Here is a 23268-nt window from a genome sequence, read left to right as displayed (position 1 = left end):
TGCTGTGAAAATCAAACCGCGTGGACGTCTTTCTTTTTACGGCTGAACACGGCGCGCCACAGGGGCGTGACGATCTTTTCGCCAATAGGGATCAGGATCAAGCCAAGCGCCAGCCCAAACACCCCGTCCAACGCGGCCTTGGATATCCATTCAACAGCGGCGGTATAAGCAGCGGGCACCATGTGGCCCACATAAGCAGCCGCGTCATGGATCAAATGGCCCAAAGTTCCAAAGCCCAACTGCTCCATCCCGTGAATGATGATTGATCCGCCAACCCACAACATCGCGGCGGTGCCGATGACCGTAAGGGTCGTCAAGAACTTGGGCATTCCACGGACCACAGCGCGGCCGATGGTGCGGGTCACGCCAAGATTGCCATTTTGCGCCATGTACAGGCCCACGTCATCCGCTTTGACGATCAGCGCCACCGATCCATAGACCGCAACCGTGATCATGACCGCCGCCGCCGCCAATGCCGCTGCTTCCATCCAGAAATTCGACACCGCAAGGTTGGACAGGATGATCGTCATAATCTCGGCGGACAGGATAAAGTCGGTCTTGATCGCCCCTTGGGCCTTTGCCTCTTCCAGATGGGCGGGGTCATCTATTGTTTCTGCCTTGCCGGGGTGATCGTCATGACCTGCCCCGCCAATCCCCAAGGCATGGGCGACTTTTTCAGCCCCCTCGAAACAAAGATACGCGCCGCCCAACATCAACAGAGGCGGAATCGCCCATGGCGCGAAATTCGACAGCACCAACCCCGCGGGCAACAAGAACAGCAGCTTGTTTCTAAGCGACCCTTTGGTGATCCGCCAGATGATCGGCAGCTCGCGATTGGCCTCGAACCCATGTACATATTTCGGCGTCACGGCGGCGTCATCAATCACTGCACCTGCGGCTTTCGCACTGGCTTTGGCTGCTTGGCCAAATACATCGTCCACACTTGCCGCGGCCACCTTTGCAATCGCTGCGACATCATCCAAAAGCGCCAGTAAACCACTCATTTCGTCTCTCCAGATTTGTATGAAACAAACCTAGCCCAGTGCCGAACGAAGGCAAAGGCCCGCCAGCGTTTTAGATATACCGGCTTGGTTATCGCTAACATGTCAAGTTATCGCTAACATACGGAAATTATTCGCTTTTACCCTTTCAGTCACGCCTAGGCTGCCGTTATAGAGCGCGCAACGTCACCCGTATTTTTTCAAAGGACGCCCCATGACGATCAAAGTTGGTATTAACGGATTTGGCCGCATTGGCCGCTGCACCCTGTCACATATCGCCGCTTCTGGCCGGGATGACATCGAAGTGGTCCGCATCAATGCCACCGGCCCGCTTGAGACAGCGGCCCATCTGATCAAGTACGATTCCATCCACGGGCGTTTCCCGAACGAGGTGAAAGTCGGCAATGGCACGCTGGATCTGGGCCAAGGCCCGATCGAGGTCATGTCGACCTATGACATGAACGAGCTGAACTGGGACGGCTGCGATGTGGTTCTGGAATGTACCGGTAAGTTCAACGACGGCACCAAAGCCAACGTACATCTTGAGCGCGGCGCAAAGCGCGTGCTGCTGTCTGCACCGGGGAAAAACGTTGATCGTACAATCGTTTATGGTGTGAACGATCACGAATTGCAAACCTCTGATACGATGATCTCGAACGGGTCCTGCACCACCAACTGTCTGGCCCCGCTGGCCAAGGTTCTGCAAGAATCCTTTGGCATCGAATACGGTATCATGACCACGATCCACAGCTATACCGGCGACCAGCCGACACTGGACCGCCGCCATGATGACCTGTACCGCGCCCGCGCTGCCGCCATGGCGTTGATCCCGACCTCGACCGGTGCCGCCGCCGCCTTGGGCGAGGTCTTGCCCGCCCTCAAGGGCAAGCTGGACGGCACCGCCATGCGCGTGCCCACCCCTAATGTCAGTGCCGTTGATCTGACATTCCGTGCCTCGCGCGATGTCACCGTCGACGAGGTTAACGCCGCCATGCGCGCCGCCGCCGAAGGCCCGATGAAGCGCGTGCTGGGCTATGACCCCGAAAAGAAAGTCTCCATCGACTTTAACCACACCGAGGAAAGCTCGATCTTTGCACCGGATCAGACCATGGTTGTATCCGACCGCATGGTGCGCGTGCTGGCGTGGTACGACAATGAATGGGGGTTCTCCGTGCGCATGGCCGATGTTGCCGTTGCAATGGGCAAACTTGGCTAAGCCTTGCGGCACCGGCCCTGCGCTGTCATATCTGGGGCCCTGTTATACACGGGATCCCATGTATCTGGGCCGGGCACCGCGCAAGGAAGTTAGCAAATGAACACCCCCATAGCCCTCGCTTTGGCACTGCTTGTGATCTTGGGGGTGATTGTGGACGTTACCTATTTTGGCAGCGAACATCTTCTATTTTTAACTAAAAAGTTCCTCGACCTGCTCGAGTGGGTCGCTTTCTGGCGCTGATCGGAAACACCCGCCCCTCATTTTCGGCGCTTTTCTCCAATCCTGTCCTTATTTAATGGCCCATCGGTTGACTTTTCGCCTTGGATCATCATGTTAGCGCTATCAAACTCAGGAGGACGCCCAGATGGCAACCAAACTCGCAATCAATGGCTTTGGCCGTATTGGCCGCAACGTGCTGCGCGCGTTGATGGAACAGGGTGGCGATGACCTTCAGGTGGTCGCGATCAACGATCTGGCCCCGCTTGAGACAAACGCGCATCTGTTTGAATTCGATTCCGTGCATGGCCGCTATGGCCGTCCGGTGACGCTGGGCGATGGCACGATGGACGTGGGCCAAGGGCCCATTCGCGTCACCGCCGAACGTGACCCCGCAGCGTTGCCATGGGGTGATGTCGATATCGCGCTGGAATGCACAGGCATCTTTGTGACCCACGACGGTGCGGCCAAACATCTGGAAAACGGTTCCAAACGTGTGTTGATCTCGGCCCCCGGCAAAGACACCATGAAAACAATTGTTTACGGCGTGAACGACGATATCATCGATGGCAGTGAAACGGTGATGAGCAACGCCTCCTGTACCACAAACTGCATGGCACCGCTGACCAAAACGCTGCACGACGCTTTCGGCATTGTGCACGGTCACATGACGACGATCCACGCCTTTACCGGCGATCAGCCGACCCATGACACGGCGCATAGCGATCTGTACCGCGCCCGCGCCGCATCCATGTCGATGATCCCCACCACAACCGGTGCCGCGAAAACCTTGGGCAAGGTTCTGCCAGAGCTTGACGGCATCATCGCCGGCACCGCGATCCGCGTGCCTACCCCCAATGTTTCTTGCGTTGATCTGGTGATTGAGGTGTCCCGCAAGGTGACGGCTGAGGAGGTGAACAACGTGCTACGCGCCGCATCCGAAGGCTCGCTAAAAGGCGTCATGGGCATGGTCGACAAACCGCTTGTGTCGATTGACCTGAACCACGACAGCCATTCCTGCGTCGTCGCCACCGATCAGACGTCGGTTCAAAACGGCACACAGCTGCGTGTGATGGCGTGGTATGACAACGAATGGGGCTTTTCCAACCGGATGCTGGATACATCCCGTGTGATTGCCAAATTCCTCTAGGGGATTTACGCGCCGGAAAAGCGTTTCTTAAGCTCGGCGTTGACGGCGGGCGTCACAAATTTGCTGACGTCCCCGCCAAGCCGGGCAATTTCCTTGACCAGCTTGCTTGCAATCGCCTGATGTTCGGCCTCGGCCATGAGAAAGACGGTCTCGATGCTATCATCCAGTTTCCGGTTCATGCCAACCATCTGATATTCATATTCAAAATCGGCAACCGCACGCAATCCGCGAATGATCATCTGCGCCCCCACATCCCGGGCGCAATCGATCAGCAGGTTTTCAAAGGGATGCACAACAATATTTGTGCCGGTTTCTTCTGACAGGGCCGCACATTCGGAATTGATCAGCGCCACACGTTCTTCCAGCTCGAACAGCGGGCCTTTGTCGCGGTTGATGGCCACGCCGATCACCAATTTGTCGACCAATGTCGCAGCACGGCGGATGATATCAAGGTGGCCCAACGTGATCGGGTCAAAGGTGCCGGGATACAGGCCAACGCGCATAGGTACATCCAGTTTTCTTGTGTCTTAAAATTTGCGGCAGGCAAGCATTTAAGCGCCTGAAACGCAACGGCCTATTTTGTGCATTGGCGCGCGACGTTGGGGCTAATGCCCCATGATCATCCCCTCAAGGGCGTCTTTCTCCATCGACAGTTCCATCAGGCGGGCCTTGACCACGTCGCCCAGCGAAATCAATCCGATCAATGCACCATCTTCCAGAACCGGCATGTGGCGGAACCGCCCCTCAGTCATTTTGTTCAGGATCGCGTCAGATGTCTCGTTCTTGGTGCAGGTCACCAGCTTACGGGTCATCAGGCTCTCGACGGTCATGCTCAGACACGCGCCGCCCTGACGCCCCAGTTCGCGCACGATGTCACGCTCTGACAGGATACCGTCCGGGTTTTTGCCATCACTTGATATCACCAATGTCCCGATCCGTTTTTCCGCAAGCATCTGCGCCGCATCGGCGATCACCATGCCGGGCTTGACTGTGGTCACACTGTCATCTGCCTTGGTTTTAAGGATTTGAGATACAAGCATTATGGAGCCCTCCGCAAGAATATTGCTCTAAAGCCTAGGTTCACTTTAATGCTGTTACCTGTCAAGTATTTGCCTCAAGTTTTAACACTTCAGTTCGAATACCCTGCGCGAGTTCATCCGCAAAGCGGCTCAACCTTTGATTGCGACGATCATCCTCGTGCCGGATCAGATAAAATGCACGGCTCAGCGCCACCTGCGACGTCAAAACACGCGTGACATCAGGGGTGGCGTGCAGGCAGAAATCATGGACAATGCCAACGCCCCCGCCCTGCCGGATCATATTCACCTGCACGGAAACCGAATTTGATGCCAACGGGACACGGGTCATGCCCAATTCGGTCAGATAATCCAACTCGCGGTCAAAAATCATATCGGGGATATACCCGACCAAGCGGTGATCCTGCAGATCAGCAGTGGTTCGAATGGGCGCGCTGCTGTTCAAATACGCCTCCGAGGCCGCCAGATGCAGTCGGTAATCCGTGATCTTTTGCACAACCAACCGCCCCGCCGTCGGTGCACTGACACCAATCGCCATATCGGCCTCGCGACGCGATAGGTTGAACACCCGCGGCAAGGCCACGATTTGAATGTCCAGCTCCGGGTTGGCCTCAATCAGCCGCGCGCAGACCTGTGGCAAAAGATAGTTCGCGCAGCCGTCCGGCGCACCAATCCTGATTTGCCCCCGCAGCCTGTCTGATGGCTCCGCCACTTGGGCCGTGGCCACCCGCATCGCCTGCTCGGCCGCCTCAGCCCGCTCCAACAGCTGCACGCCCGCCTCGGTCAGCGCATAGCCCGTCGGCGATTTCACAAACAAAACCGCGCCCAACCCCTTTTCGACCCGCGCCATGCGCCGTCCCAAGGTCGCCGGATCCAGCCGCAAAATCTTGCCCGCCCCCGACAGGCTTTGCTCGCGCGCAACCGCCAGAAACAACCGCAGATCATCCCAATTCCCTAACACGCGCCACTCCTCATTTCATTTTGCCCCGTAAACTCCGGGGGAGTCCAAAGGACGGGGGCTGGCCCCCCTACCCGCTACGCAAACCGCACAAACGTCTTGCAAAAATGCAAAACAGTTTTGACCTCATGCCCCTTTCGCAATCATTTTTGCAAGCCTATCCTTCGCCCAAACTTAACCGGAGGATTCCCATGCAAGAGCTCACCCATTATCTGAACGGCGAACATGTCAAAGGCACATCGGGCCGTTTTGCTGACGTATTCAACCCCGCCACCGGCGAAGTGCAGGCAAAATGCCCCCTCGCCAACGAGGCCGAGATGGATCAGGCGGTGAAATACGCCATGGCCGCGCAGCCCGCTTGGGCCGCCGTAAACCCACAGCGCCGAGCCCGTGTGATGATGAAGTTCGTCGACCTGCTGAACCGCGACATGGACAAACTGGCCGAAGCGCTGTCGCGCGAACACGGCAAGACCCTGCCCGACGCCGCAGGCGATGTGCAGCGCGGGCTTGAGGTCGTTGAATATTGCATCGGCGCGCCTGAACTACTCAAGGGTGACTACACCGACAGCGCAGGCCCCGGCATCGACATGTATTCCATGCGTCAGCCCTTGGGTGTCTCCGCTGGTATCACGCCGTTCAACTTTCCCGCCATGATCCCAATGTGGATGTTTGCCCCTGCCATCGTCTGCGGCAACGCCTTCATCCTCAAACCGTCCGAGCGTGATCCATCTGTGCCGCTGATGCTGGCCGAACTGCTGGAAGAAGCAGGTCTGCCCAAGGGTATCATCCAAGTCGTGAACGGCGATAAAGAAGCGGTCGATGCGATCCTGCACCACCCTGTTATCCAGTCGGTCGGCTTTGTTGGATCGACCCCGATTGCCGAGTATATCTATGGCACGGGATGTGCGAATGGTAAGCGTGTTCAATGCTTTGGCGGTGCCAAGAACCACATGATCATCATGCCCGATGCCGATCTGGACCAAGCAGCCGACGCGCTGATCGGTGCCGGTTACGGTGCCGCTGGCGAACGCTGCATGGCGATTTCCGTGGCGGTTCCTGTGGGCGAAGAAACAGCTGACCGTCTGATCGAAAAGCTGGTCCCGCGCATCGAAAAACTGAAAGTCGGGCCTTATACATCCGGCAAAGACGTGGATTACGGCCCTGTTGTCACTGGTGCGGCCAAGGCCAATATCGAACGTCTGGTGCAAACCGGGATCGACCAGGGCGCGACTTTGGTTGTCGATGGCCGTGACTTCAAACTGCAAGGCTACGAAGACGGCTTTTTCGTCGGCCCACACCTGTTTGATAACGTCACGAAAGACATGGACATCTACAAGCACGAGATTTTCGGCCCCGTGCTGTCCACCGTGCGGGCCAAAACCTACGAAGAGGCGCTTGGCCTTGCCATGGATCACGAGATGGGCAACGGCACCGCGATCTTTACCCGCGACGGTGACGCCGCGCGTGATTTCGCCAACCGCGTGAATGTGGGCATGATCGGCATCAACGTGCCAATCCCTGTGCCGTTGGCCTATCACACCTTTGGCGGCTGGAAAAAATCCGTCTTTGGCGATCTTAACCAGCACGGGCCGGATGCGTTCAAATTCTACACACGCACCAAGACCGTGACCTCGCGCTGGCCATCAGGCATCAAAGAAGGCGGCGAGTTCAACTTTAAACCGATGGAATAATCCATCTGCTGCGGGGGTTCCGGCCCCCGCAGACCGCTTGCGCCCTGCGCATGCCTTGCTATAATTAAACGAACGTTCAATTCGACCGATCTTGGGAGGGATCATCGCTATGGATTTCGCACTTTCCGAAGAACAATCCGCCATCTTCGACATGGCCTACGGCTTTGGCCAGGAACATATTGCCCCCTTTGCGCGGCAATGGGAAAAAGACGAAACCATCCCCAAGGAGATCTGGCCCAAAATCGCCGAGCTTGGCTTTGGCGGTTTGTATGTGTCTGAAGACGCAGGCGGATCCGGCCTGACGCGACTTGACGCGACGCTGGTGTTCGAGGCGCTGAGCATGGCATGCCCGTCGGTTGCGGCCTTCCTGTCGATCCACAACATGTGCGCAAAGATGCTCGACAGCTTTGCCAGCGACGCATTGAAATCGCGGATCATGGACGATGTCTTGTCGATGAACACCGTGCTTAGCTATTGCCTGACCGAACCGGGCTCAGGCTCCGACGCGGCGGCTCTCAAGACCAAATGCGACCGCACAAATGACGGCTACACCCTGAACGGCACCAAGGCATTCATCTCGGGCGGCGGATATTCCGACGCCTATGTTGCCATGGTGCGCACCTCTGACGATGGGGCCGCGGGCGTGTCCACCGTCTACGTCGAAAACGGCACCAAGGGGCTGTCGTTTGGTGGGCTCGAGGATAAAATGGGCTGGCGCAGCCAACCAACGTCACAGGTGCAATTCGATGATTGCACCATCCCCGCCGGCAATCTGGTGGGCGAAGAAGGCAAAGGTTTCAAATACGCGATGATGGGGCTGGATGGCGGCCGTTTGAACATCGCGGCTTGTTCGCTGGGTGCGGCACAAACCGCGCTGACCTCGACCCTAAACTACATGGGCGACCGCAAGGCATTTGGTCAACCCATCGACCAGTTCCAAGGCCTGCAATGGCGTCTCGCAGATATGGAGATTGAGCTGCAAGCCGCCCGCACCTTCCTGCGTCAAGCCGCATGGAAGCTGGACAATGGTGCTCCCGATGCGACCAAATTCTGCGCCATGGCGAAAAAATTCGTAACAGAAACAGGCAGCAAGGTCGTCGATCAATGCCTGCAACTGCACGGCGGTTACGGCTATCTGGCCGATTACGGCATCGAGAAACTCGTGCGCGATCTACGGGTGCATCAGATCCTTGAGGGCACAAACGAGATTATGCGCGTGATTGTCGCCCGCGACATGCTGAAAAACAGATGAGCGATATTTCCATCCGCATTACGGGCCGTGCCGGTCGGATCACCCTGACCCGCCCCCAAGCGTTAAACGCGTTAACCTATGAGATGTGTCTGGCCATCGAAGACGCATTCGATGCGTGGCGCGACAATGATGCCGTTGATCTGATCGTGCTAGATGCCGAGGGTGATCGCGCCTTTTGCTCCGGCGGTGATATTGCCGAGCTGTACGCCACCGGCACCAAGGGGGATTACGCCTATGGCCGCAAATTTTGGGCCGATGAATACCGGCTGAACGCCAAGATTTTCGCCTATCCCAAGCCGGTGGTTTCCTTCCTGCAAGGCTTTACCATGGGCGGCGGTGTTGGCCTTGGCTGCCATGGCTCGCACCGTATTGTCGGTGAAAGCAGCCAGATCGCGATGCCCGAATGCGGGATCGGTTTGCTGCCCGATGTTGGCGGCACCTTGATGCTGGCGCTGGCACCGGGGTGCATGGGTGAATATCTGGGCACCACCGCCAACCGCATGACCGCCGAAGACGCGATTTATGCAGGCTTTGCAGACAGTTACATCCCACAGTCAAGCTGGTCAGACGTGATTGCCGCGCTTGAAACCTCGGGCGATGTGGCGGCAATCGACGCTGCCAAAATATCACCGCCAGACTCCGCCCTCGCCGCGCAACAAGACCAGATTGACGAGCTGTTCGACGGTGAAACGCTGAGCGATGTGCTGAACAATCTGCGCACCAAAGACAGCGATTTCGCAGCTGAGACCTACAATAAACTGTCCCGGATGAGCCCCCTTGCCATGGCCAGCACGATTGAGACCATTCATCGTCTGCGCGGGCCGTCCCTGACCATCGAAAAGGCGTTGGATCTGGAATACCGCTTTACCTTTCGCGCGATGGAGCACGGCGATTTTCTGGAAGGTATTCGCGCGGCAATCATCGACAAAGATCGCAACCCCAGCTGGAAATACGCCGATATGAATGTCCCCCTTGCGGCGGTGGCCACGATGTTGAAACCCTTGGGCCAAGACGCCCTGACACTGGAGAAAACGACATGAGCATGAAGATAGGTTTCATTGGGCTTGGCAATATGGGTGCGCCGATGGCGTCCAATCTGGCCAAGGCCGGACATCAGGTTACGGGTTTTGACGTAGCGGGCACCACCGCCGAAGGCGTCGCTGCCGCTGTCGATCTTGAGTGGGCTGTCAAAGGCATGGATGTCGTTATCACCATGCTGCCCAACGGATCGATCCTGCGCCAAGTCGCAGCACAGGCGATCCCGCATATGGGCAAGGGAACGCTGTTTATTGACTGCTCTACCGTGGATGTGGAAAGCGCCAAAAACACCTCGGAAGCTGCTGAAGATGAGGGAATTTTGGCCGTTGATGCCCCGGTGTCCGGTGGTATTGGCGGGGCCGCTGGCGGGACGCTGACATTCATGGCGGGCGGGTCAGAGGCCGCATTCGCCAAGGCAAAACCGCTGTTCGACATCATGGGTCAAAAGGCTGTGCATTGCGGTGACGCAGGTGCCGGCCAGGCCGCAAAAATCTGCAATAACATGATCCTTGGCGTCACCATGATCGCCACCTGCGAGGCCTTTGCGCTAGCCGATAAATTGGGCCTCGACCGCCAGAAAATGTTCGACGTGGTCAGCACGTCTTCGGGCTATAGCTGGTCGATGAACGCCTATTGCCCTGCCCCCGGCGTTGGCCCCACCTCGCCCGCCGACAATGGCTATGCGCCCGGATTTGCAGCTGAGCTGATGCTCAAGGATTTGGGGCTGTCACAGCAGGCCGCAGAGATGGCCAATGCCGACACGCCGATGGGCGAAATGGCCCGCACGCTGTATGCGCAGTTTGTCGAGGATGAAGACGGCAAGGGCAAAGACTTCTCGGCCATGCTGCCCCGGTTTGAAAAACGCAATCGGGGATGATTTTACGAGGGGAAGGCCGAGGGTTTCACACCCCCGGACCCCCGTGGAGTTTACTTGGCAAAATGAAGGATACCGCGCTATTCAGCGGCGACCTTGCGCGGTGACAGCATCGGCTTGAGGTAGTGGCCCGTGTGGCTTTCCGCGATTTCGGCAACCTGTTCGGGCGTGCCCGTGGCCACCACACGACCGCCGCCATCGCCGCCTTCGGGGCCGATATCGATGATGTGATCTGCCGTTTTCACCACGTCGAGGTTATGCTCAATCACGACGACGGAATTGCCCTGATCGACCAATTCATGCAGCACTTCCAACAGCTTGCGCACGTCTTCGAAATGCAAGCCTGTGGTAGGTTCGTCCAGAATATACAGCGTTCGCCCCGTGGACCGTTTGCTGAGTTCCTTGGACAGCTTGACGCGCTGCGCCTCGCCACCAGAGAGCGTGGTGGCCTGCTGACCAACCTTGATATAGCCAAGACCAACGCGCATCAGGGCGTCCATTTTCTCGCGAATACTTGGCACGGCGGCAAAGAAGGTCTGCGCGTCCTCAACGGTCATATCCAGCACGTCGGCGATGGATTTCCCCTTGAACTTCACCTCAAGGGTTTCGCGGTTATAGCGCTTGCCCTTGCAGGTTTCGCATTCAACATAGACGTCGGGCAGAAAGTGCATTTCGATCTTGATCACGCCGTCACCCTGACAGGCCTCGCAGCGACCGCCCTTGACGTTAAAGCTGAACCGCCCCGGCTTGTAGCCGCGCGCTTTGGCCTCGGGCAGGCCCGCGAACCAGTCACGGATCGGGGTAAAGGCCCCGGTGTAGGTCGCGGGGTTCGACCGGGGCGTGCGGCCGATGGGACGTTGGTCGATGTCGATCACCTTGTCCAGATGTTCCAGGCCCTTGATCGTTTCGCAGGGGGCCGGGGTTTGGCGCGCACCGTTCAGGTTCATCGACGCGGTTTTGAACAGGGTTTCAATGGTCAGGGTCGATTTGCCGCCGCCCGATACGCCGGTCACGCAGACGAACTGCCCCAAGGGGAAATCGACGGTGACGTTTTGCAGGTTGTTGCCCGTCGCCTTGACCACCTTGATCTTTTTCTTGTTCCCTTTGCGCCGCTTGGCGGGCACCGAAATCTCGCGTTTGCCGGTCAGGTATTGGCCGGTCAGCGAGTTGGGGTCGTTGGCCACATGGTCGGGCGTGCCGTGGCTGACCACCTGCCCGCCATGCACACCGGCCCCCGGACCGATGTCGAACACATAATCGGCCTCGCGGATCGCTTCTTCGTCATGTTCGACGACAATCACGGTATTGCCTTGGTCGCGCAGGTTTTTCAGGGTCTGCAACAGGCGGTCATTGTCACGCTGATGCAACCCGATGGAAGGTTCATCCAGAACATACAGAACCCCCGTCAGGCCCGAGCCAATTTGAGAGGCCAGACGGATGCGTTGGCTTTCACCGCCGCTGAGCGTTCCGCTGGAGCGGGCAAGCGTAAGATATTCTAATCCAACGTTATTCAGGAAACCAAGGCGTTCGCGAATCTCCTTGAGAATGGCGCGGGCGATCTCATTTTTCTGTGCGGTCAGCACGTCGGGGACGGTGTTACACCAATCAAACGCATCACGGATCGACATCTGCACGACCTCACCTGCGTGCAGGCGTTCTTCGGGTTTGCCATCGACCGGACCGATCTTGACGGCCAGGGCTTCGGGACGCAGGCGGTAGCCGCCGCAGGTGCCGCAAGGGCGGTTGTTCTGATAGCGCTCGAATTCTTCGCGGATCCAGTTACTGTCGGTCTCGCGATAGCGGCGCTCCATGTTGGGGATCACGCCTTCGAACACGCGGCTTACCTCGTAGACGCGGCCGCCCTCGTCATAGCGGAACTTGATCTCTTCCTTACCGGAACCACGCAAGAACACATGCTGTACCTTTTCGGGCAGGTCTTTCCACTTGGTGCTTTTGTTAAAATTATAATGCTTGGCGATGGCTTCGATGGTCTGCAGGAAATAGGGCGACTTGCCCTTGCGCCACGGGGCCAATGCGCCGTCATAAATCTTGAGGTTCTGATCTGGCACCACGAGGCGTTCGTCAAAGAAAAGCTCTTTGCCCAAGCCATCGCAAGATGGACAGGCACCAAAGGGGGCGTTGAAGGAAAACAGGCGCGGTTCAATCTCGGGGATGGTAAAGCCGCTGACCGGGCAGGCGAATTTCTCGCTAAAGGTAAAGCGTTCAGGCTCGCCCTCAGATGGTGCGGTTTCGATGATGGCGATGCCATCGGCCAGATCAAGGGCCGTGCGCAAGCTGTCGGCCAGCCGGGTTTCCAACCCTTCGCGTACGACGAGGCGGTCAACGACCACATCAATGTCATGGCGGAATTTCTTGTCCAAGGTCGGCGGTTCGTCCAGCTCGTAAAACGCGCCGTCCACTTTGACACGCTGAAACCCCTGCTTGCGCAGTTCAAGGAACTCTTTGCGATACTCGCCTTTGCGGTCGCGCACGATCGGGGCCAGCAAATAGGCGCGCGTCCCCTCCTCCATCGCCATGATCCGATCGACCATGTCCTGCACCTGCTGTGCCTCGATGGGTTTGCCTGTTGCGGGGCTGTAGGGCGTGCCGACGCGGGCGAACAGCAGGCGCATATAGTCGTAAATCTCGGTCACGGTGCCCACTGTCGAACGGGGGTTTTTCGACGTGGTTTTTTGTTCAATCGAGATTGCCGGGGACAGGCCGCTGATGTGATCCACATCAGGTTTCTGCATCATATCAAGGAATTGCCGGGCATAGGCGCTTAGGCTTTCGACATAGCGGCGCTGGCCTTCGGCATAGATTGTATCAAAGGCAAGCGAGGATTTACCCGAGCCCGAGAGGCCCGTGATCACCACCAGCTGATCGCGCGGAATATCCACGTCGATGTTTTTCAGATTATGTTCGCGCGCGCCGCGGACTTCGATGTTTTTCAGCTCAGCCATATCAGACCCCCATTACCAATTGGTACATAGGCGGATGGCACCGGTTTTCCAATAGAAAAATGAGAACGTATCAAGAACACGGCCCGCGATTGCGCAGATGCCCCAAAATCAGATGCACGCCAAGCCCCATAAGGCAGGCGACCCCGGCGACAACCGGCATCCCCGCATAGCCAAAGCCCAGCAGAACGGCCGCGACAACCGGCGTGCCAAGCGTGTTGCCAAGGTTACCCATCTGCGCCATCGCCCCGTTCGACTGCGCTTGGGTCGCCGCGTCTTCGTTCAACTGAGGCACGGCGGCAAAGCTGGCCCCTTGGATCAACCCCAAAGCAGCGGCCAACGCCAGACAGGCCAACGGCGCGCCGGGTACGGCCCAGAGCCAAAGCAGGCACAGCGCGGATCCGGCAAAGCCCAGCTCCACCACTTGCACCGCTTGCAAGTGGCGCAGCAACCACACGCCCGCCGTCATGGACACCGCAATGCTGACCAACGGCATCACACCAAGGATCATGTTGCGCAATTCAGGTGCCAGATAGGGCGGCAAAACCGTGAGGATCGAGACAAAGCAAAATGTATAGAACAGCCACCCCGCCGCAGGGGCGCTGATGCGCGGCGACCGGTAGATGGTGCCGTGGTCCCGTAAAATCTGGCGCAGGTTCAGCACCGGTTGCGCGCCCTCGGGCGGGAGCGCCTTGAGCCGTGCAGATAAAATCACTGCAAAACCAACCATATACACTGCATGCGCCACGAATAATGCCGAAATCCCCCAACTGTCGACCAAGGGACGGCCCAGCAAGGACAAGATCGCAAAGGCCACGCCAAAGAAAGTTCCCCATAGCGACAGGGTCAACCCGCGGTCCTTGGGCGCGCTCAGCTGCGCAATCAATGTCGGGGCCGCAACCACGATGGCCAGGTGCGATGCCCCTTCGACGACGCGGCTGGCCAAAAACAGCGGCAGGCTGGGCAATAGCGCCTGAAACGCCGACATGGCCGCCCCGACCCACAGCGCGCCGATCAATGCCCGCCGGTACCGCACCCGCGCCACGACCAACCCGGCCACAACGCCAAAGATAATGCCAACCAGCCCGACCAACGAGACCGCAAAGCCTAACGCGGCCCCTGCACCCGGATAGACGGCTGGCAGCGCATCGAACACCACGCTGACCTTGCCATATTGCGCGGCAGAGCCGAGGCCCGCGCCCCAAAGCGCGAAGATCAAAGGAAAGGGGGTTTTCATAACTGGAATACTCGTGTGATTTTAGGTTTTTCGGGCCAAGGCCCATGCGCAGATCGGCATGTTGGGGTCGTTGCTGATGTCGTCTGTGGCCTTGTCATATTCGGGGGGCCATTTTTCTTCCATGTTGCGCAGGGCGACGTGGCGGTTGCCCCACTGGCTGGATTGCACTTCTTCCTCGTCGAACCCGCATTCGATCAGCAGATTTTTCAGCCCCCGCGCAGACCAGCGCGAATTATCCATGGGGGCTGCATGAAACGGAATGAAGAACGGCACGGCAACCCAAAAATGCCCGCCTTTCTTGAGCATGCGGCGGATATTCTTGGTGGCAGCGTAGGGGCGATCCAGATGCTCCCACACTTGGTTGGCAAGGATCAGATCAAACTTGCGCGGGCGGTCCAGCTGTTTGTCCATGACCGGTCCGGCGCAGATGTCATATTCGGGGTATCGGAATTGTTCGTAGGATTTAAAATCGAACATCTCGCCCCATTTCCCGGAAATCTCTGCAACATCAAGCTGCTGCGGGATGAGGTTCTGGATCATCCGACGAGAAGCCGGGCCCATGACGACGCGATTAAGACTAACCATAGCCAATCTATGGCAGCGCTGCGCCACCCCGTCCAGAACGGAATGGCGCGGGGCGTTTTTACATGTGGATGACTTGGCCGTAAGCGTCGAGCACGGATTCGTGCATCATTTCCGACAGCGTCGGATGCGGGAAGACGGTGTTCATCAGGTCTTCCTCGGTGGTTTCCAGTTGGCGGCCCACGACATAGCCTTGGATCAGTTCGGTCACTTCGGCACCGACCATATGCGCGCCCAGCAATTCGCCGGTTTTCGCGTCGAACACGGTTTTGATCATCCCCTCGGGTTCGCCAAGCGCAATCGCCTTGCCGTTGCCAATAAAGGGGAAGCGCCCGACTTTGACATCAAAACCCAGCTCTTTCGCCTTGGCCTCGGTATAGCCGACGGATGCGACCTGCGGGTGGCAATAGGTGCAGCCCGCGATGGATTCGGGCTTCACCGGATGCGCATGTTTACCCGCGATCAGCTCGGCCACCATGACGCCTTCGTGCGATGCCTTATGTGCCAGCCAAGGGGCACCTGCGATATCGCCGATGGCATAGAGCCCATCAACGCCCGTGCAGCAATATTCATCTGTCACCACATGGGTGCGGTCGATTTTCACGCCCATATCCTCAAGACCCAGATCCTCGACGTTACCGACGATGCCCACGGCGGAAATCACGGTATCAAATTCGTGTTTCTCGACCTTTCCGCCTTCCTCGATATGGGCGGTCACCTTGTCAGCCGCGCGGTCCAGCTGTTTCACAACAGCCTTTTGCATGATCTTCATGCCCTGCTTTTCAAACTGCTTCTTGGCGAATTTGCTGATCTCTTCGTCTTCGACAGGCAGGATACGGTCCATCACCTCGACCACGGTCGTTTCTGCGCCCAAGGTGTTGTAGAAGCTGGCGAATTCTATGCCGATTGCGCCCGATCCGATGACCAGCAGCTTTTTCGGCATGTGGGGCGGGTTCAGCGCGTCTTTGTACATCCAGACGCGTTTTCCATCGGCCTCAAGGCCCGGCAGGTTGCGCGCGCGGGCACCGGTGGCAACGACGATATTCTTGGCGCTCAGGTCTTCGCTGCCCTTATCCGTTTTCACCGAAACCTTGCCCTTACCGGCAAGCTTTGCCGTGCCCATGAACACGGTAATCTTGTTCTTTTTCATCAGATGGCCAATGCCGCCTGACAGTTGCCCCGCAACCTTGCGCGACCGTTTTACAACCGCGTCCAGATCATAGCCGATATTGTCTGCTTTCAGGCCGAATTCCTTGGCCCTGTGCATCAGGTGAAATACCTCGGATGACCGCAGCAGCGCCTTGGTCGGGATGCAGCCCCAGTTCAGACAGATACCCCCCAGATGTTCACGCTCGACGATGGCTACGGACAGGCCCAGCTGCGCGCCACGTATCGCGGCGACATAGCCGCCCGGCCCGGCACCGATCACGATCAGATCAAAGGATTTTTCAGCCATAGGGAAACCTCGCAGCGTGGGAGAAGAAATATAGTTTAACGGTAAACTATATCAATCCGCTCAGCAACCGCGAGATTACTTCAAAAGGTGCAGGTGTCTTACGCAGCTTTGTCCTGCAGGTCGCGCATGGTGCTGCCGTAACCCCCAGCCTTGATATAGGACATTTCATCAGCGGTGCTATGCCGATCAAGCGCCTCGTTGCGGTAGGGGAAGCGGCCAAAATCACGGATCACTTGGCGGTGCGCGCGGGCATGTATCATTGTGCCGGAACCGGCGGGCATACGTTCGCAAATCAGCCGCACGCAGCGATCCTGATCCATCAGGTTTTCAGAATGCATCAGCGGCAGATAGAAAAACTGGCGCGCAGGTGGGTCAATCCGCAAATCCCAACCCTTGTGGATCGACGACTTGGCCGCTGCCAGCGCCGCCCGATCCGAGGAAAACGCACGCCCTTGCCCGCGAAACATATTGCGGGGGAACTGATCGGTCAGGATGAGATAGGCCAAGGCCCCGGCCGGATAGGTCAGCCAAAGCGAGAATTTACCCTCGCAGGCGGCCTCCCAGGTGGTTAGAAAGCGGTCCCTGATCTCTTGATCAAAAGCATCATCAACAGCGTACCATTTTTCCGGTCCGGCATCATCAAGCCAGAACTTCAGTATTTCCTCTGGGCCAGTCACATCGTTTTCCTTTGCCTACTCGATACACAAATATAGCTAACGACGAATATGAGAGCTTTGGAACTCAAGTTTTGTAACAAAAGCGTCACAAAACCCACGGTTAAGCGGCATTTTCCTCGGACTGTTCGTTTTCAATGGCATATTCTTGCGCAACTTCGACTGCCAAGGCCGCCGTGGCTGCCGAAAACGGCACATATTGGCTGGTGGCATCCGCAGCAATCGATGGCCGTACGGTGGCACGGTAGAAGGCATAGACAGCCAATGCGGCAAAAAGCACGGCTGTGAACAGATAAAAGCCCCCCGGCCCAAGCGCTGTTCCCATCATCCAACCGGTAATGACCGGGCCCATAATCGCACCTAGCCCGTTGATAAATATCATCCCGCCTGACGCTGCGGCCATGTCTTCGAGATCAAGAAAATCATTGGTATGGGCGATCAGCAACGAATACAGCGGGTTGGACATCCCACCGACGATAAACGCCGAGAGCAGCAAAAATGGGTAGACGTCTCCCATCATCATGCCCAGGATCGAGCCGACAAAACCAATAGCCGCTGTAATCACAATCAACAGGCGGCGGTCCATCCGGTCGGATATCCAGCCGATCGGATATTGCAGCAGCATAGAGCCGATGAAAAACACCGCCACAAAGACCGAAATTTGCGCAACAGTCAGCCCCGCCTCCGCGCCGTAAACTGACGCCATGCCGAACTGTGCCGAAAAGACGCCGCCCAGCAAAAACATGCCGACGCAGCCCAAGGGCGATACCGCCATCAGGCGGCTCAGGCTCATCGGTTTGGTCGTGTCAAAGGCCGGTGTGGGGCTCACCGCCAGCAAAATCGGTGTGACGGCAAGGCTGACCAACACGGACGGGATCACGAACAAGACAAAGCCCGACGGGTCAGCCGTGAGAAGCAAGGCTTGCGCAATCACGATACCTGCGGTTTGAACAATCATATAAAGCGACAGCGCCTGCCCCCGGTTTTCATTGGTGGCCGCGTTGTTCAGCCAGCTTTCTGCGGTCACATAGACGACGGAAAAGCAGAACCCGATCAGCACCCGGCCCAGCGACCAGACCACGATATTGGGAAAGGTCGGATACAGGATCATCACAGCAGAAATCAGCGATGCGACAGCGGCAAACACGCGCACATGGCCGACGCGGCGGATCATGCCCGGCGCCATACGCGAGCCACCCAGAAAGCCAGCAAAATAAGCCGACATGACAATCGACATCTCAAAGGTCGAAAAATTCTCGATGCCGCCGCGAATACCCAGCAGGGTGCCCTGCATGCCGTTGCCGATCATCAGCAAGCACATACCCAACAAAAGCGCCCATACGCTGGTAAAAACATTAAGCATCAGCCGAATCCTATTGAAAGCCAAGCCTCTCCCTGACTGGGTTCCGCGGATAAGTCATCCCTTGGAACGACACTCAGGCGGTTTTTTGCGCCCTCGGGAAAAGCAGCGATGCATCCCCATAGGAAAAGAACCGATAATTTGATTCAATTGCATGGGTATAGAGGGTTTTTATTGCATCTTGGCCCATCAGCGCGGCCACCAGCATCATCAAGGTCGATTTGGGCAGGTGGAAGTTTGTCATCAGCGCGTCAGCCACGTTAAATGTGAAGCCCGGCGTGATGAAAATATCGGTATCGCCTTCCCAAGGCTGGATCGACCCACTGCGCCCGGCGGTTTCAATCAGGCGCAGGGCCGTGGTGCCAACGGGGATAATGCGCCCGCCTGCGGCCTTGGTTTCGGCAATCTCGGACGCGGCTTGGGCACTGACCTGCCCCCATTCGCTGTGCATTTTATGTTCTGAGATGTCATCAACTTTGACGGGGAGAAACGTACCCGCCCCCACATGCAGGGTGACATGGCTGAACGTCACCCCCATCGCTGCCAGTTGCGCCAGCAGCGCCTCGTCGAAATGCAGCGATGCGGTGGGCGCTGCGACGGCGCCTTTGTTGCGGGCGAAAACCGTCTGGTAATCGGTCATGTCTTGGGCATCAGCGGGGCGTTTGGCGGCAATATAGGGCGGCAAGGGCATGGCCCCCGCAGCATTCAACGCCCTGTCAAAATCATCCCCGCCGCAGTTGAACCGCAGATGTCCCTGCCCGTCTTCCACGGCCTCAAGCGTGGCTCGCAGATCATCGCTGAACAGGACCTCTTCGCCGATCTTCAGCTTTTTCAACGGCTTGATTAACGCCGCCCATGTGCCATCGGCGCGTGGTTCCAGCAATGTGACCTCGATCCGGGCCTGTACCGGCCCTTGGGCGCTGTCGCGATGCCGCTGGCCGCTTAGACGCGCGGGAATAACGCGGGTGTCGTTCAACACCAGCCGGTCGCCTGCACGCAGCCAGTCGGGCAGATCGCTCACTTTTTTGTCGTGCAGCACAGGGCCATCGGCCACCAGCAAACGTGCCGATGTACGCGGCACCGCAGGGCGGGTAGCAATCAGCCGATCCGGCAAGTCAAAATCAAAATCACTTAGTTTCATGGCAGCCGCTTACCGCCCATATTCCGGTCTCACAACCGGTTTTTCCGGCACGGTCGGCGCGGTTTCCCCCTCGACCGGGGGCAAGGCAGGCGCAGGCGCACGCAAGATATTGCGAAGAAACCCCGGTGCCAGCCCGGACAGTGGGTTCACCGAGACATCGGGATTTTCCGCTGTGCCACCCAGACTGTAGTTGAAACCCAAAAGCCCCTCGCCCTTGCGGGTCAGAAAACTGCCAAGCCCGTTCAGCAAGTAGACCGGAGAGATCACCCCCTGCAACGCCATGCGCCCTGTATCCGTGGCATAGACCCCATCCATCGAGATCCCCAACGACGCGCCCGTCGCGCTGGCCTCGGACAGGGTCACGCGGTTCGGGGTCATGCGGAAATCAGCCTCGACCGTGTCAAAATAGATGCCATCGCCGTTCAGCTCGTTAACAAGGCCAACCACCGAGACCGCATTAACCAAAGCCGCAATGGCGGGTGCATCCTGGATAGCGACATCGGTAATCTGGGCGCGCCCATCAAAGGCACCGCCCGTGCCCACCGGCAACAGGGTCAGCGTCAGATTACCGCCGCGCACCTGCTTAAGCATATTGGCAGAGCGCAACACCCCGCCCGCATCCGCCGACACCAGTTGGATCGCGCTGCGGCCGTTTTTCGGGGCCACACGCCCCGCCACAGGCGTGCCACCGTTCAAGTTTGCCTCGAACCTGCCATCAAGCCCCCATGCCGTGTCGAACTGGCCGCGCATATTGGTCAGGGCGATCTTGTCGGTGACCTGAAGCCGGTCCAGTTTCAACAGCATGGGCGGCCCTTTGACACCGCTGGGGTCTGAACTGTCAAATTCGGCATTGCGCAGATCCAGACGACCGCCGCGCACCACCACCTGCACAGGCTTGCCCACGCCCTGCCCCAGCAGATCGACAGGAATATCCAGCCAGTTTCCAACGGTCAGTGTATCAAACCGGGCACGATCCAGCCCACCGGTATTGGCCAGCTTGACCGATCCCTTGGCGGTCAGGCCTGAGACTTTTGCCTCGATCAGGTCAATTTGCGGCACGGTGCCCAGCTTGCCCGACAGCTCAAGCAGACCTTTGGTCGTGGCAGGTTTGGTCCAGCCCAGTTGCGGCACGTTCAGCCGCAGCCCCTGCAAATCTGAGGCAAGAAAGAACGACGGCGCACGGCCCTTGGCCAAATCCAACGCGAACCGGGCGCGTCCGCTGCCTGATACACTGTTCGGCGGCAGCGTGATATTGAACTGGTTCAAAGTGTTCTGGCTGAGTTCGATATCAGCCTGCACCTGGCTTGGGGCATCCGGGCGGCCAAGGGGCTGGGACCAACCGCCATTAAAGCTGACCCCGTCCAAATCGCCCTGCCCCTCGATCGTAATATTCGCGTTCGAGGCAACAACCGTCAACCGATCCGCCGACAGCCTGTGATCCTTGACCAGTACATCACTTTGCACGTCCCGCAGATCACCGGTAAAGTCAAAGACCGTCAATTTCGGATCCGATCCCTTCTTGATCGGGAAGGACAACGTGCCCGACAGATCCGCAGTTCCCTCGGCCAGCGCCACGGGCAGATCCGCCTTGTCCATCGCGGCCAGCGGCGGCAGGTTCAGCAAGGCCAACACCGCCTCAATCGGGGCGCTGCTGTTCAGCCTGACGATCCCCGGCGGGGTGTCCTTGATCGTGACATCGGGCATAATAAAGGACGATCCGCGGATCATCACATCGCCGCCTTGGGGGGCTGTGATCTTGCCGGAATCCACCGAAACGACAAAGCGGTTTTTCAGCAGGCTGGCATGGCCGCTGGCATTTTTAAGATGCGGCATGCTACGCAAGAACCGCGCCTCGGCATTGTTGAAATCAAACGCAAGATAGGTGTGTGGCGGCGCATCGGGGTCTAGACGAAATGCCACATCCACATCCGTCAATGTGCCTGCATAGACGTTCTCGGCGACCCATTTGCGGGTTTTAGGCTTCACGTTCTCCGGCCACAGCTCCAGCAGACGCGTGGGCAAAATCTCGTTCAGGCCCGCATCAAGGGCTACCTGCCAGCCACGCGGCCCCGCATCCAGCGCGCCTGTGACATTCAGCGTGGTATCGGCGTCGCGAATATCCATACGGCCAACCGTCAAACTGAACGGGCTCAGCTTGACCTGCATGTCCAGATCGGCCCCTTCTATGCTGATGGGGGCATCGTAAACATCCGCCGGGTTTGCCACCAGATCACGCATGCGAATTTGCGCCGTCAGATCGCTGAGCTTGCCGTCCTGCAGCCCGCCAATGGTTGCCTCGCCTTCGATCCGGCCCGACACCCATTTACTTGCCACCGACAGCTCATCAAACTGCAGCAACTGTTGGTCGGGGTGATAGCTGAAATAGCTGCGCACGCTGTCAAAGGGTATCGGCTTGGCGCGCGCGTTTGGTTGCACAGCACCACTGCCAATCTGCAACGACGCGTTTAGCGGCTCAAACCTGCCGCCCTCGTCAATGCTGCTGCGCACGGAACCTGATATCGGGGCGCGCAACACCTTTAGCCACGCGAAGGCAGGGCTTTGCACCGCTATGTCCCCCGCATCAACACCATCGAAAGTCACGCCAAACTGCGCGGCGGTGTCCCCCAGAATGCTGGTGTAATTCGCCGCCAAGGTAGCCACATCAGCGCCACCGCTCAACACCGCCAGATCCGCCGATATGCGCAGCGTGTCGCCATCGCGGTTCAACCGCAACCGCCCGCCATCTGCGGTCCAGACCCGCTCCGACTTCAAATCGGAATAGTGAAGTGTCAGCGCACGGATATCCACCGACCGCAACCGCGACAGGCCGGGCCGTTGCAGCACCCCATCTAACTGGCCAATCAGTTCCGGCATGGTGGCGGCGCGGCGCTCTGCCGGGGCGGGCGCAGTGCTGGCGCGCAGGGCAACCCGCCCGTCAGAATCGCGGCGCAGATCCGCGACGATGCCCGACAAGGCCAGATCGCGCAGCTTTATCTGCCCCTGCAACAGACTGCGGGTTGAAAAACTGGCGCGAACTTCGCGGAAAGCGGCAAGTTCGGCCCCCTCCAGCGTCAGGATCGATACATCCTGTAGCCGGATGCGCGGCCGCCAACCGTCATCGACAATCAGCACCATCTCGCCAAATTCGACTTTGGCGGTGGGGATGTCCTGCGCCATCCGCCTTTCAATCCGCGCTTCGATCCAGTTGGGCACCACGATAGGACTGCGGATCAGATATAGCGCAGTACCCGCCGCCGCCGCCACGCATATCACGATAAACAGCAACGACCATTTGGTCGCCTGCCACAGACGTTTTGTTTTTTTGACCGGGATGCCGGCGGTTTCGTCTGACATGATCGTCCGTTTTCAAGGCGTAAGGGCTTTAAGTTCCGCCGCGCTGTTCTACTATGCCACTCTAAGATAAG

At 58.1% G+C, this 23268-nt stretch carries 19 protein-coding genes; 7 read left to right on the top strand and 12 right to left on the bottom strand.

Features of this window, described 5'->3' with window-relative positions:
- Positions 1–11: 11 nt before the first annotated feature.
- Positions 12–1004 carry a DUF808 domain-containing protein gene (locus BM347_RS02350; protein WP_093914802.1) on the bottom strand — a complete coding sequence of 331 codons (993 nt, stop codon included), beginning with the start codon at positions 1002–1004 and terminating at the stop codon, positions 12–14.
- A 211-nt stretch (positions 1005–1215) separates the two neighbouring features.
- Between BM347_RS02350 and gap (BM347_RS02345) the strand changes: the two genes are divergently transcribed.
- The 3 genes from gap (BM347_RS02345) (at position 1216) to gap (BM347_RS02340) (ending at position 3583) form a co-directional block, all read left to right on the top strand.
- Positions 1216–2217 carry a type I glyceraldehyde-3-phosphate dehydrogenase gene (gene gap, locus BM347_RS02345; protein WP_093914801.1) on the top strand — a complete coding sequence of 334 codons (1002 nt, stop codon included), beginning with the start codon at positions 1216–1218 and terminating at the stop codon, positions 2215–2217.
- A 96-nt stretch (positions 2218–2313) separates the two neighbouring features.
- The gene (locus BM347_RS17510; RefSeq protein WP_175498472.1) at positions 2314–2457 is read left to right on the top strand and encodes a hypothetical protein; all 144 of its coding nucleotides are present in this window, start codon (positions 2314–2316) and stop codon (positions 2455–2457) included.
- 124 nt (positions 2458–2581) lie between these two features.
- Positions 2582–3583, top strand: coding sequence for a type I glyceraldehyde-3-phosphate dehydrogenase (gene gap / locus BM347_RS02340; protein WP_093914800.1), 1002 nt, complete (start codon positions 2582–2584; stop codon positions 3581–3583).
- Positions 3584–3588: 5 nt separating this feature from the next.
- Here the strand turns inward: gap (BM347_RS02340) and coaD are convergent, their stop codons facing one another.
- The 3 genes from coaD to BM347_RS02325 all read right to left on the bottom strand — a co-directional run bounded on the left by coaD (position 3589) and on the right by BM347_RS02325 (position 5581).
- Positions 3589–4086, bottom strand: coding sequence for a pantetheine-phosphate adenylyltransferase (gene coaD, locus BM347_RS02335; protein ID WP_093914799.1), 498 nt, complete (start codon positions 4084–4086; stop codon positions 3589–3591).
- Between the two features lie 102 nt (positions 4087–4188).
- Positions 4189–4623 carry a CBS domain-containing protein gene (locus BM347_RS02330; RefSeq protein ID WP_093914798.1) on the bottom strand — a complete coding sequence of 145 codons (435 nt, stop codon included), beginning with the start codon at positions 4621–4623 and terminating at the stop codon, positions 4189–4191.
- A 61-nt stretch (positions 4624–4684) separates the two neighbouring features.
- Entirely contained in the window at positions 4685–5581 is an 897-nt protein-coding gene (locus tag BM347_RS02325) for a LysR family transcriptional regulator (protein WP_093914797.1), read from the bottom strand.
- A gap of 188 nt (positions 5582–5769) precedes the next feature.
- Between BM347_RS02325 and BM347_RS02320 the strand changes: the two genes are divergently transcribed.
- From BM347_RS02320 to mmsB, 4 genes are all read left to right on the top strand, one after another.
- Positions 5770–7269 carry a CoA-acylating methylmalonate-semialdehyde dehydrogenase gene (locus tag BM347_RS02320; protein ID WP_093914796.1) on the top strand — a complete coding sequence of 500 codons (1500 nt, stop codon included), beginning with the start codon at positions 5770–5772 and terminating at the stop codon, positions 7267–7269.
- 109 nt (positions 7270–7378) lie between these two features.
- Positions 7379–8521, top strand: a complete 1143-nt coding sequence (locus tag BM347_RS02315; protein WP_093914795.1) for an acyl-CoA dehydrogenase family protein — start codon at positions 7379–7381, stop codon at positions 8519–8521.
- Positions 8518–9561, top strand: coding sequence for an enoyl-CoA hydratase/isomerase family protein (locus BM347_RS02310; protein ID WP_093914794.1), 1044 nt, complete (start codon positions 8518–8520; stop codon positions 9559–9561). Before BM347_RS02315 ends, BM347_RS02310 begins: the two co-directional genes overlap by 4 nt.
- Positions 9562–9563: 2 nt before the next feature.
- Positions 9564–10436 carry a 3-hydroxyisobutyrate dehydrogenase gene (gene mmsB, locus BM347_RS02305; protein WP_093914793.1) on the top strand — a complete coding sequence of 291 codons (873 nt, stop codon included), beginning with the start codon at positions 9564–9566 and terminating at the stop codon, positions 10434–10436.
- Positions 10437–10513: 77 nt separating this feature from the next.
- Here the strand turns inward: mmsB and uvrA are convergent, their stop codons facing one another.
- From uvrA to BM347_RS02265, 8 genes are all read right to left on the bottom strand, one after another.
- Positions 10514–13396, bottom strand: coding sequence for an excinuclease ABC subunit UvrA (gene uvrA, locus BM347_RS02300; RefSeq protein WP_093914792.1), 2883 nt, complete (start codon positions 13394–13396; stop codon positions 10514–10516).
- A gap of 70 nt (positions 13397–13466) precedes the next feature.
- The gene (locus BM347_RS02295; RefSeq protein ID WP_093914791.1) at positions 13467–14630 is read right to left on the bottom strand and encodes an MFS transporter; all 1164 of its coding nucleotides are present in this window, start codon (positions 14628–14630) and stop codon (positions 13467–13469) included.
- 21 nt (positions 14631–14651) lie between these two features.
- A complete protein-coding gene (locus tag BM347_RS02290) occupies positions 14652–15170 on the bottom strand; it encodes a class I SAM-dependent methyltransferase (protein ID WP_425442432.1) in 519 nt (172 codons plus the stop codon).
- Between the two features lie 103 nt (positions 15171–15273).
- Entirely contained in the window at positions 15274–16668 is a 1395-nt protein-coding gene (gene lpdA / locus BM347_RS02285) for a dihydrolipoyl dehydrogenase (RefSeq protein ID WP_093914789.1), read from the bottom strand.
- Between the two features lie 98 nt (positions 16669–16766).
- Positions 16767–17345: a DUF924 family protein gene (locus BM347_RS02280; protein WP_093914788.1), complete on the bottom strand. Its 579-nt coding sequence runs from the start codon at positions 17343–17345 to the stop codon at positions 16767–16769.
- A gap of 100 nt (positions 17346–17445) precedes the next feature.
- Positions 17446–18705, bottom strand: a complete 1260-nt coding sequence (locus BM347_RS02275) for an MFS transporter (protein WP_093914787.1) — start codon at positions 18703–18705, stop codon at positions 17446–17448.
- Between the two features lie 73 nt (positions 18706–18778).
- Positions 18779–19843 (bottom strand): tRNA preQ1(34) S-adenosylmethionine ribosyltransferase-isomerase QueA, encoded by a 1065-nt coding sequence (gene queA / locus BM347_RS02270; RefSeq protein ID WP_093914786.1) that lies wholly within the window; start codon positions 19841–19843, stop codon positions 18779–18781.
- 9 nt (positions 19844–19852) lie between these two features.
- Positions 19853–23197, bottom strand: a complete 3345-nt coding sequence (locus BM347_RS02265; RefSeq protein ID WP_093914785.1) for a YhdP family protein — start codon at positions 23195–23197, stop codon at positions 19853–19855.
- Between the last annotated feature and the right edge of the window lie 71 nt (positions 23198–23268).

Source organism: Sulfitobacter marinus, assembly GCF_900116285.1.
GTDB classification, from domain to species: Bacteria; Pseudomonadota; Alphaproteobacteria; order Rhodobacterales; family Rhodobacteraceae; genus Sulfitobacter; species Sulfitobacter marinus.
Note: the sequence above shows the minus strand (reverse complement) of the source record. Positions and strands in the feature narration are given on the sequence as shown.

What these genes read in the sequence shown, in the direction of transcription:
- gap (WP_093914801.1), top strand. Translation starts at nt 1,216, where the DNA reads ATGACGATCAAAGTTGGTATTAACGGATTTGGCCGCATTGGCCGCTGC.
- uvrA (WP_093914792.1), bottom strand. Translation starts at nt 13,396, where the DNA reads ATGGCTGAGCTGAAAAACATCGAAGTCCGCGGCGCGCGCGAACATAAT.
- BM347_RS02330 (WP_093914798.1), bottom strand. Translation starts at nt 4,623, where the DNA reads ATGCTTGTATCTCAAATCCTTAAAACCAAGGCAGATGACAGTGTGACC.
- BM347_RS02310 (WP_093914794.1), top strand. Translation starts at nt 8,518, where the DNA reads ATGAGCGATATTTCCATCCGCATTACGGGCCGTGCCGGTCGGATCACC.
- mmsB (WP_093914793.1), top strand. Translation starts at nt 9,564, where the DNA reads ATGAAGATAGGTTTCATTGGGCTTGGCAATATGGGTGCGCCGATGGCG.
- BM347_RS02315 (WP_093914795.1), top strand. Translation starts at nt 7,379, where the DNA reads ATGGATTTCGCACTTTCCGAAGAACAATCCGCCATCTTCGACATGGCC.
- coaD (WP_093914799.1), bottom strand. Translation starts at nt 4,086, where the DNA reads ATGCGCGTTGGCCTGTATCCCGGCACCTTTGACCCGATCACGTTGGGC.
- BM347_RS02320 (WP_093914796.1), top strand. Translation starts at nt 5,770, where the DNA reads ATGCAAGAGCTCACCCATTATCTGAACGGCGAACATGTCAAAGGCACA.
- queA (WP_093914786.1), bottom strand. Translation starts at nt 19,843, where the DNA reads ATGAAACTAAGTGATTTTGATTTTGACTTGCCGGATCGGCTGATTGCT.
- BM347_RS02275 (WP_093914787.1), bottom strand. Translation starts at nt 18,705, where the DNA reads ATGCTTAATGTTTTTACCAGCGTATGGGCGCTTTTGTTGGGTATGTGC.
- BM347_RS02290 (WP_425442432.1), bottom strand. Translation starts at nt 15,170, where the DNA reads ATGATCCAGAACCTCATCCCGCAGCAGCTTGATGTTGCAGAGATTTCC.
- BM347_RS02350 (WP_093914802.1), bottom strand. Translation starts at nt 1,004, where the DNA reads ATGAGTGGTTTACTGGCGCTTTTGGATGATGTCGCAGCGATTGCAAAG.
- BM347_RS02295 (WP_093914791.1), bottom strand. Translation starts at nt 14,630, where the DNA reads ATGAAAACCCCCTTTCCTTTGATCTTCGCGCTTTGGGGCGCGGGCCTC.
- BM347_RS17510 (WP_175498472.1), top strand. Translation starts at nt 2,314, where the DNA reads ATGAACACCCCCATAGCCCTCGCTTTGGCACTGCTTGTGATCTTGGGG.
- lpdA (WP_093914789.1), bottom strand. Translation starts at nt 16,668, where the DNA reads ATGGCTGAAAAATCCTTTGATCTGATCGTGATCGGTGCCGGGCCGGGC.
- BM347_RS02265 (WP_093914785.1), bottom strand. Translation starts at nt 23,197, where the DNA reads ATGTCAGACGAAACCGCCGGCATCCCGGTCAAAAAAACAAAACGTCTG.
- gap (WP_093914800.1), top strand. Translation starts at nt 2,582, where the DNA reads ATGGCAACCAAACTCGCAATCAATGGCTTTGGCCGTATTGGCCGCAAC.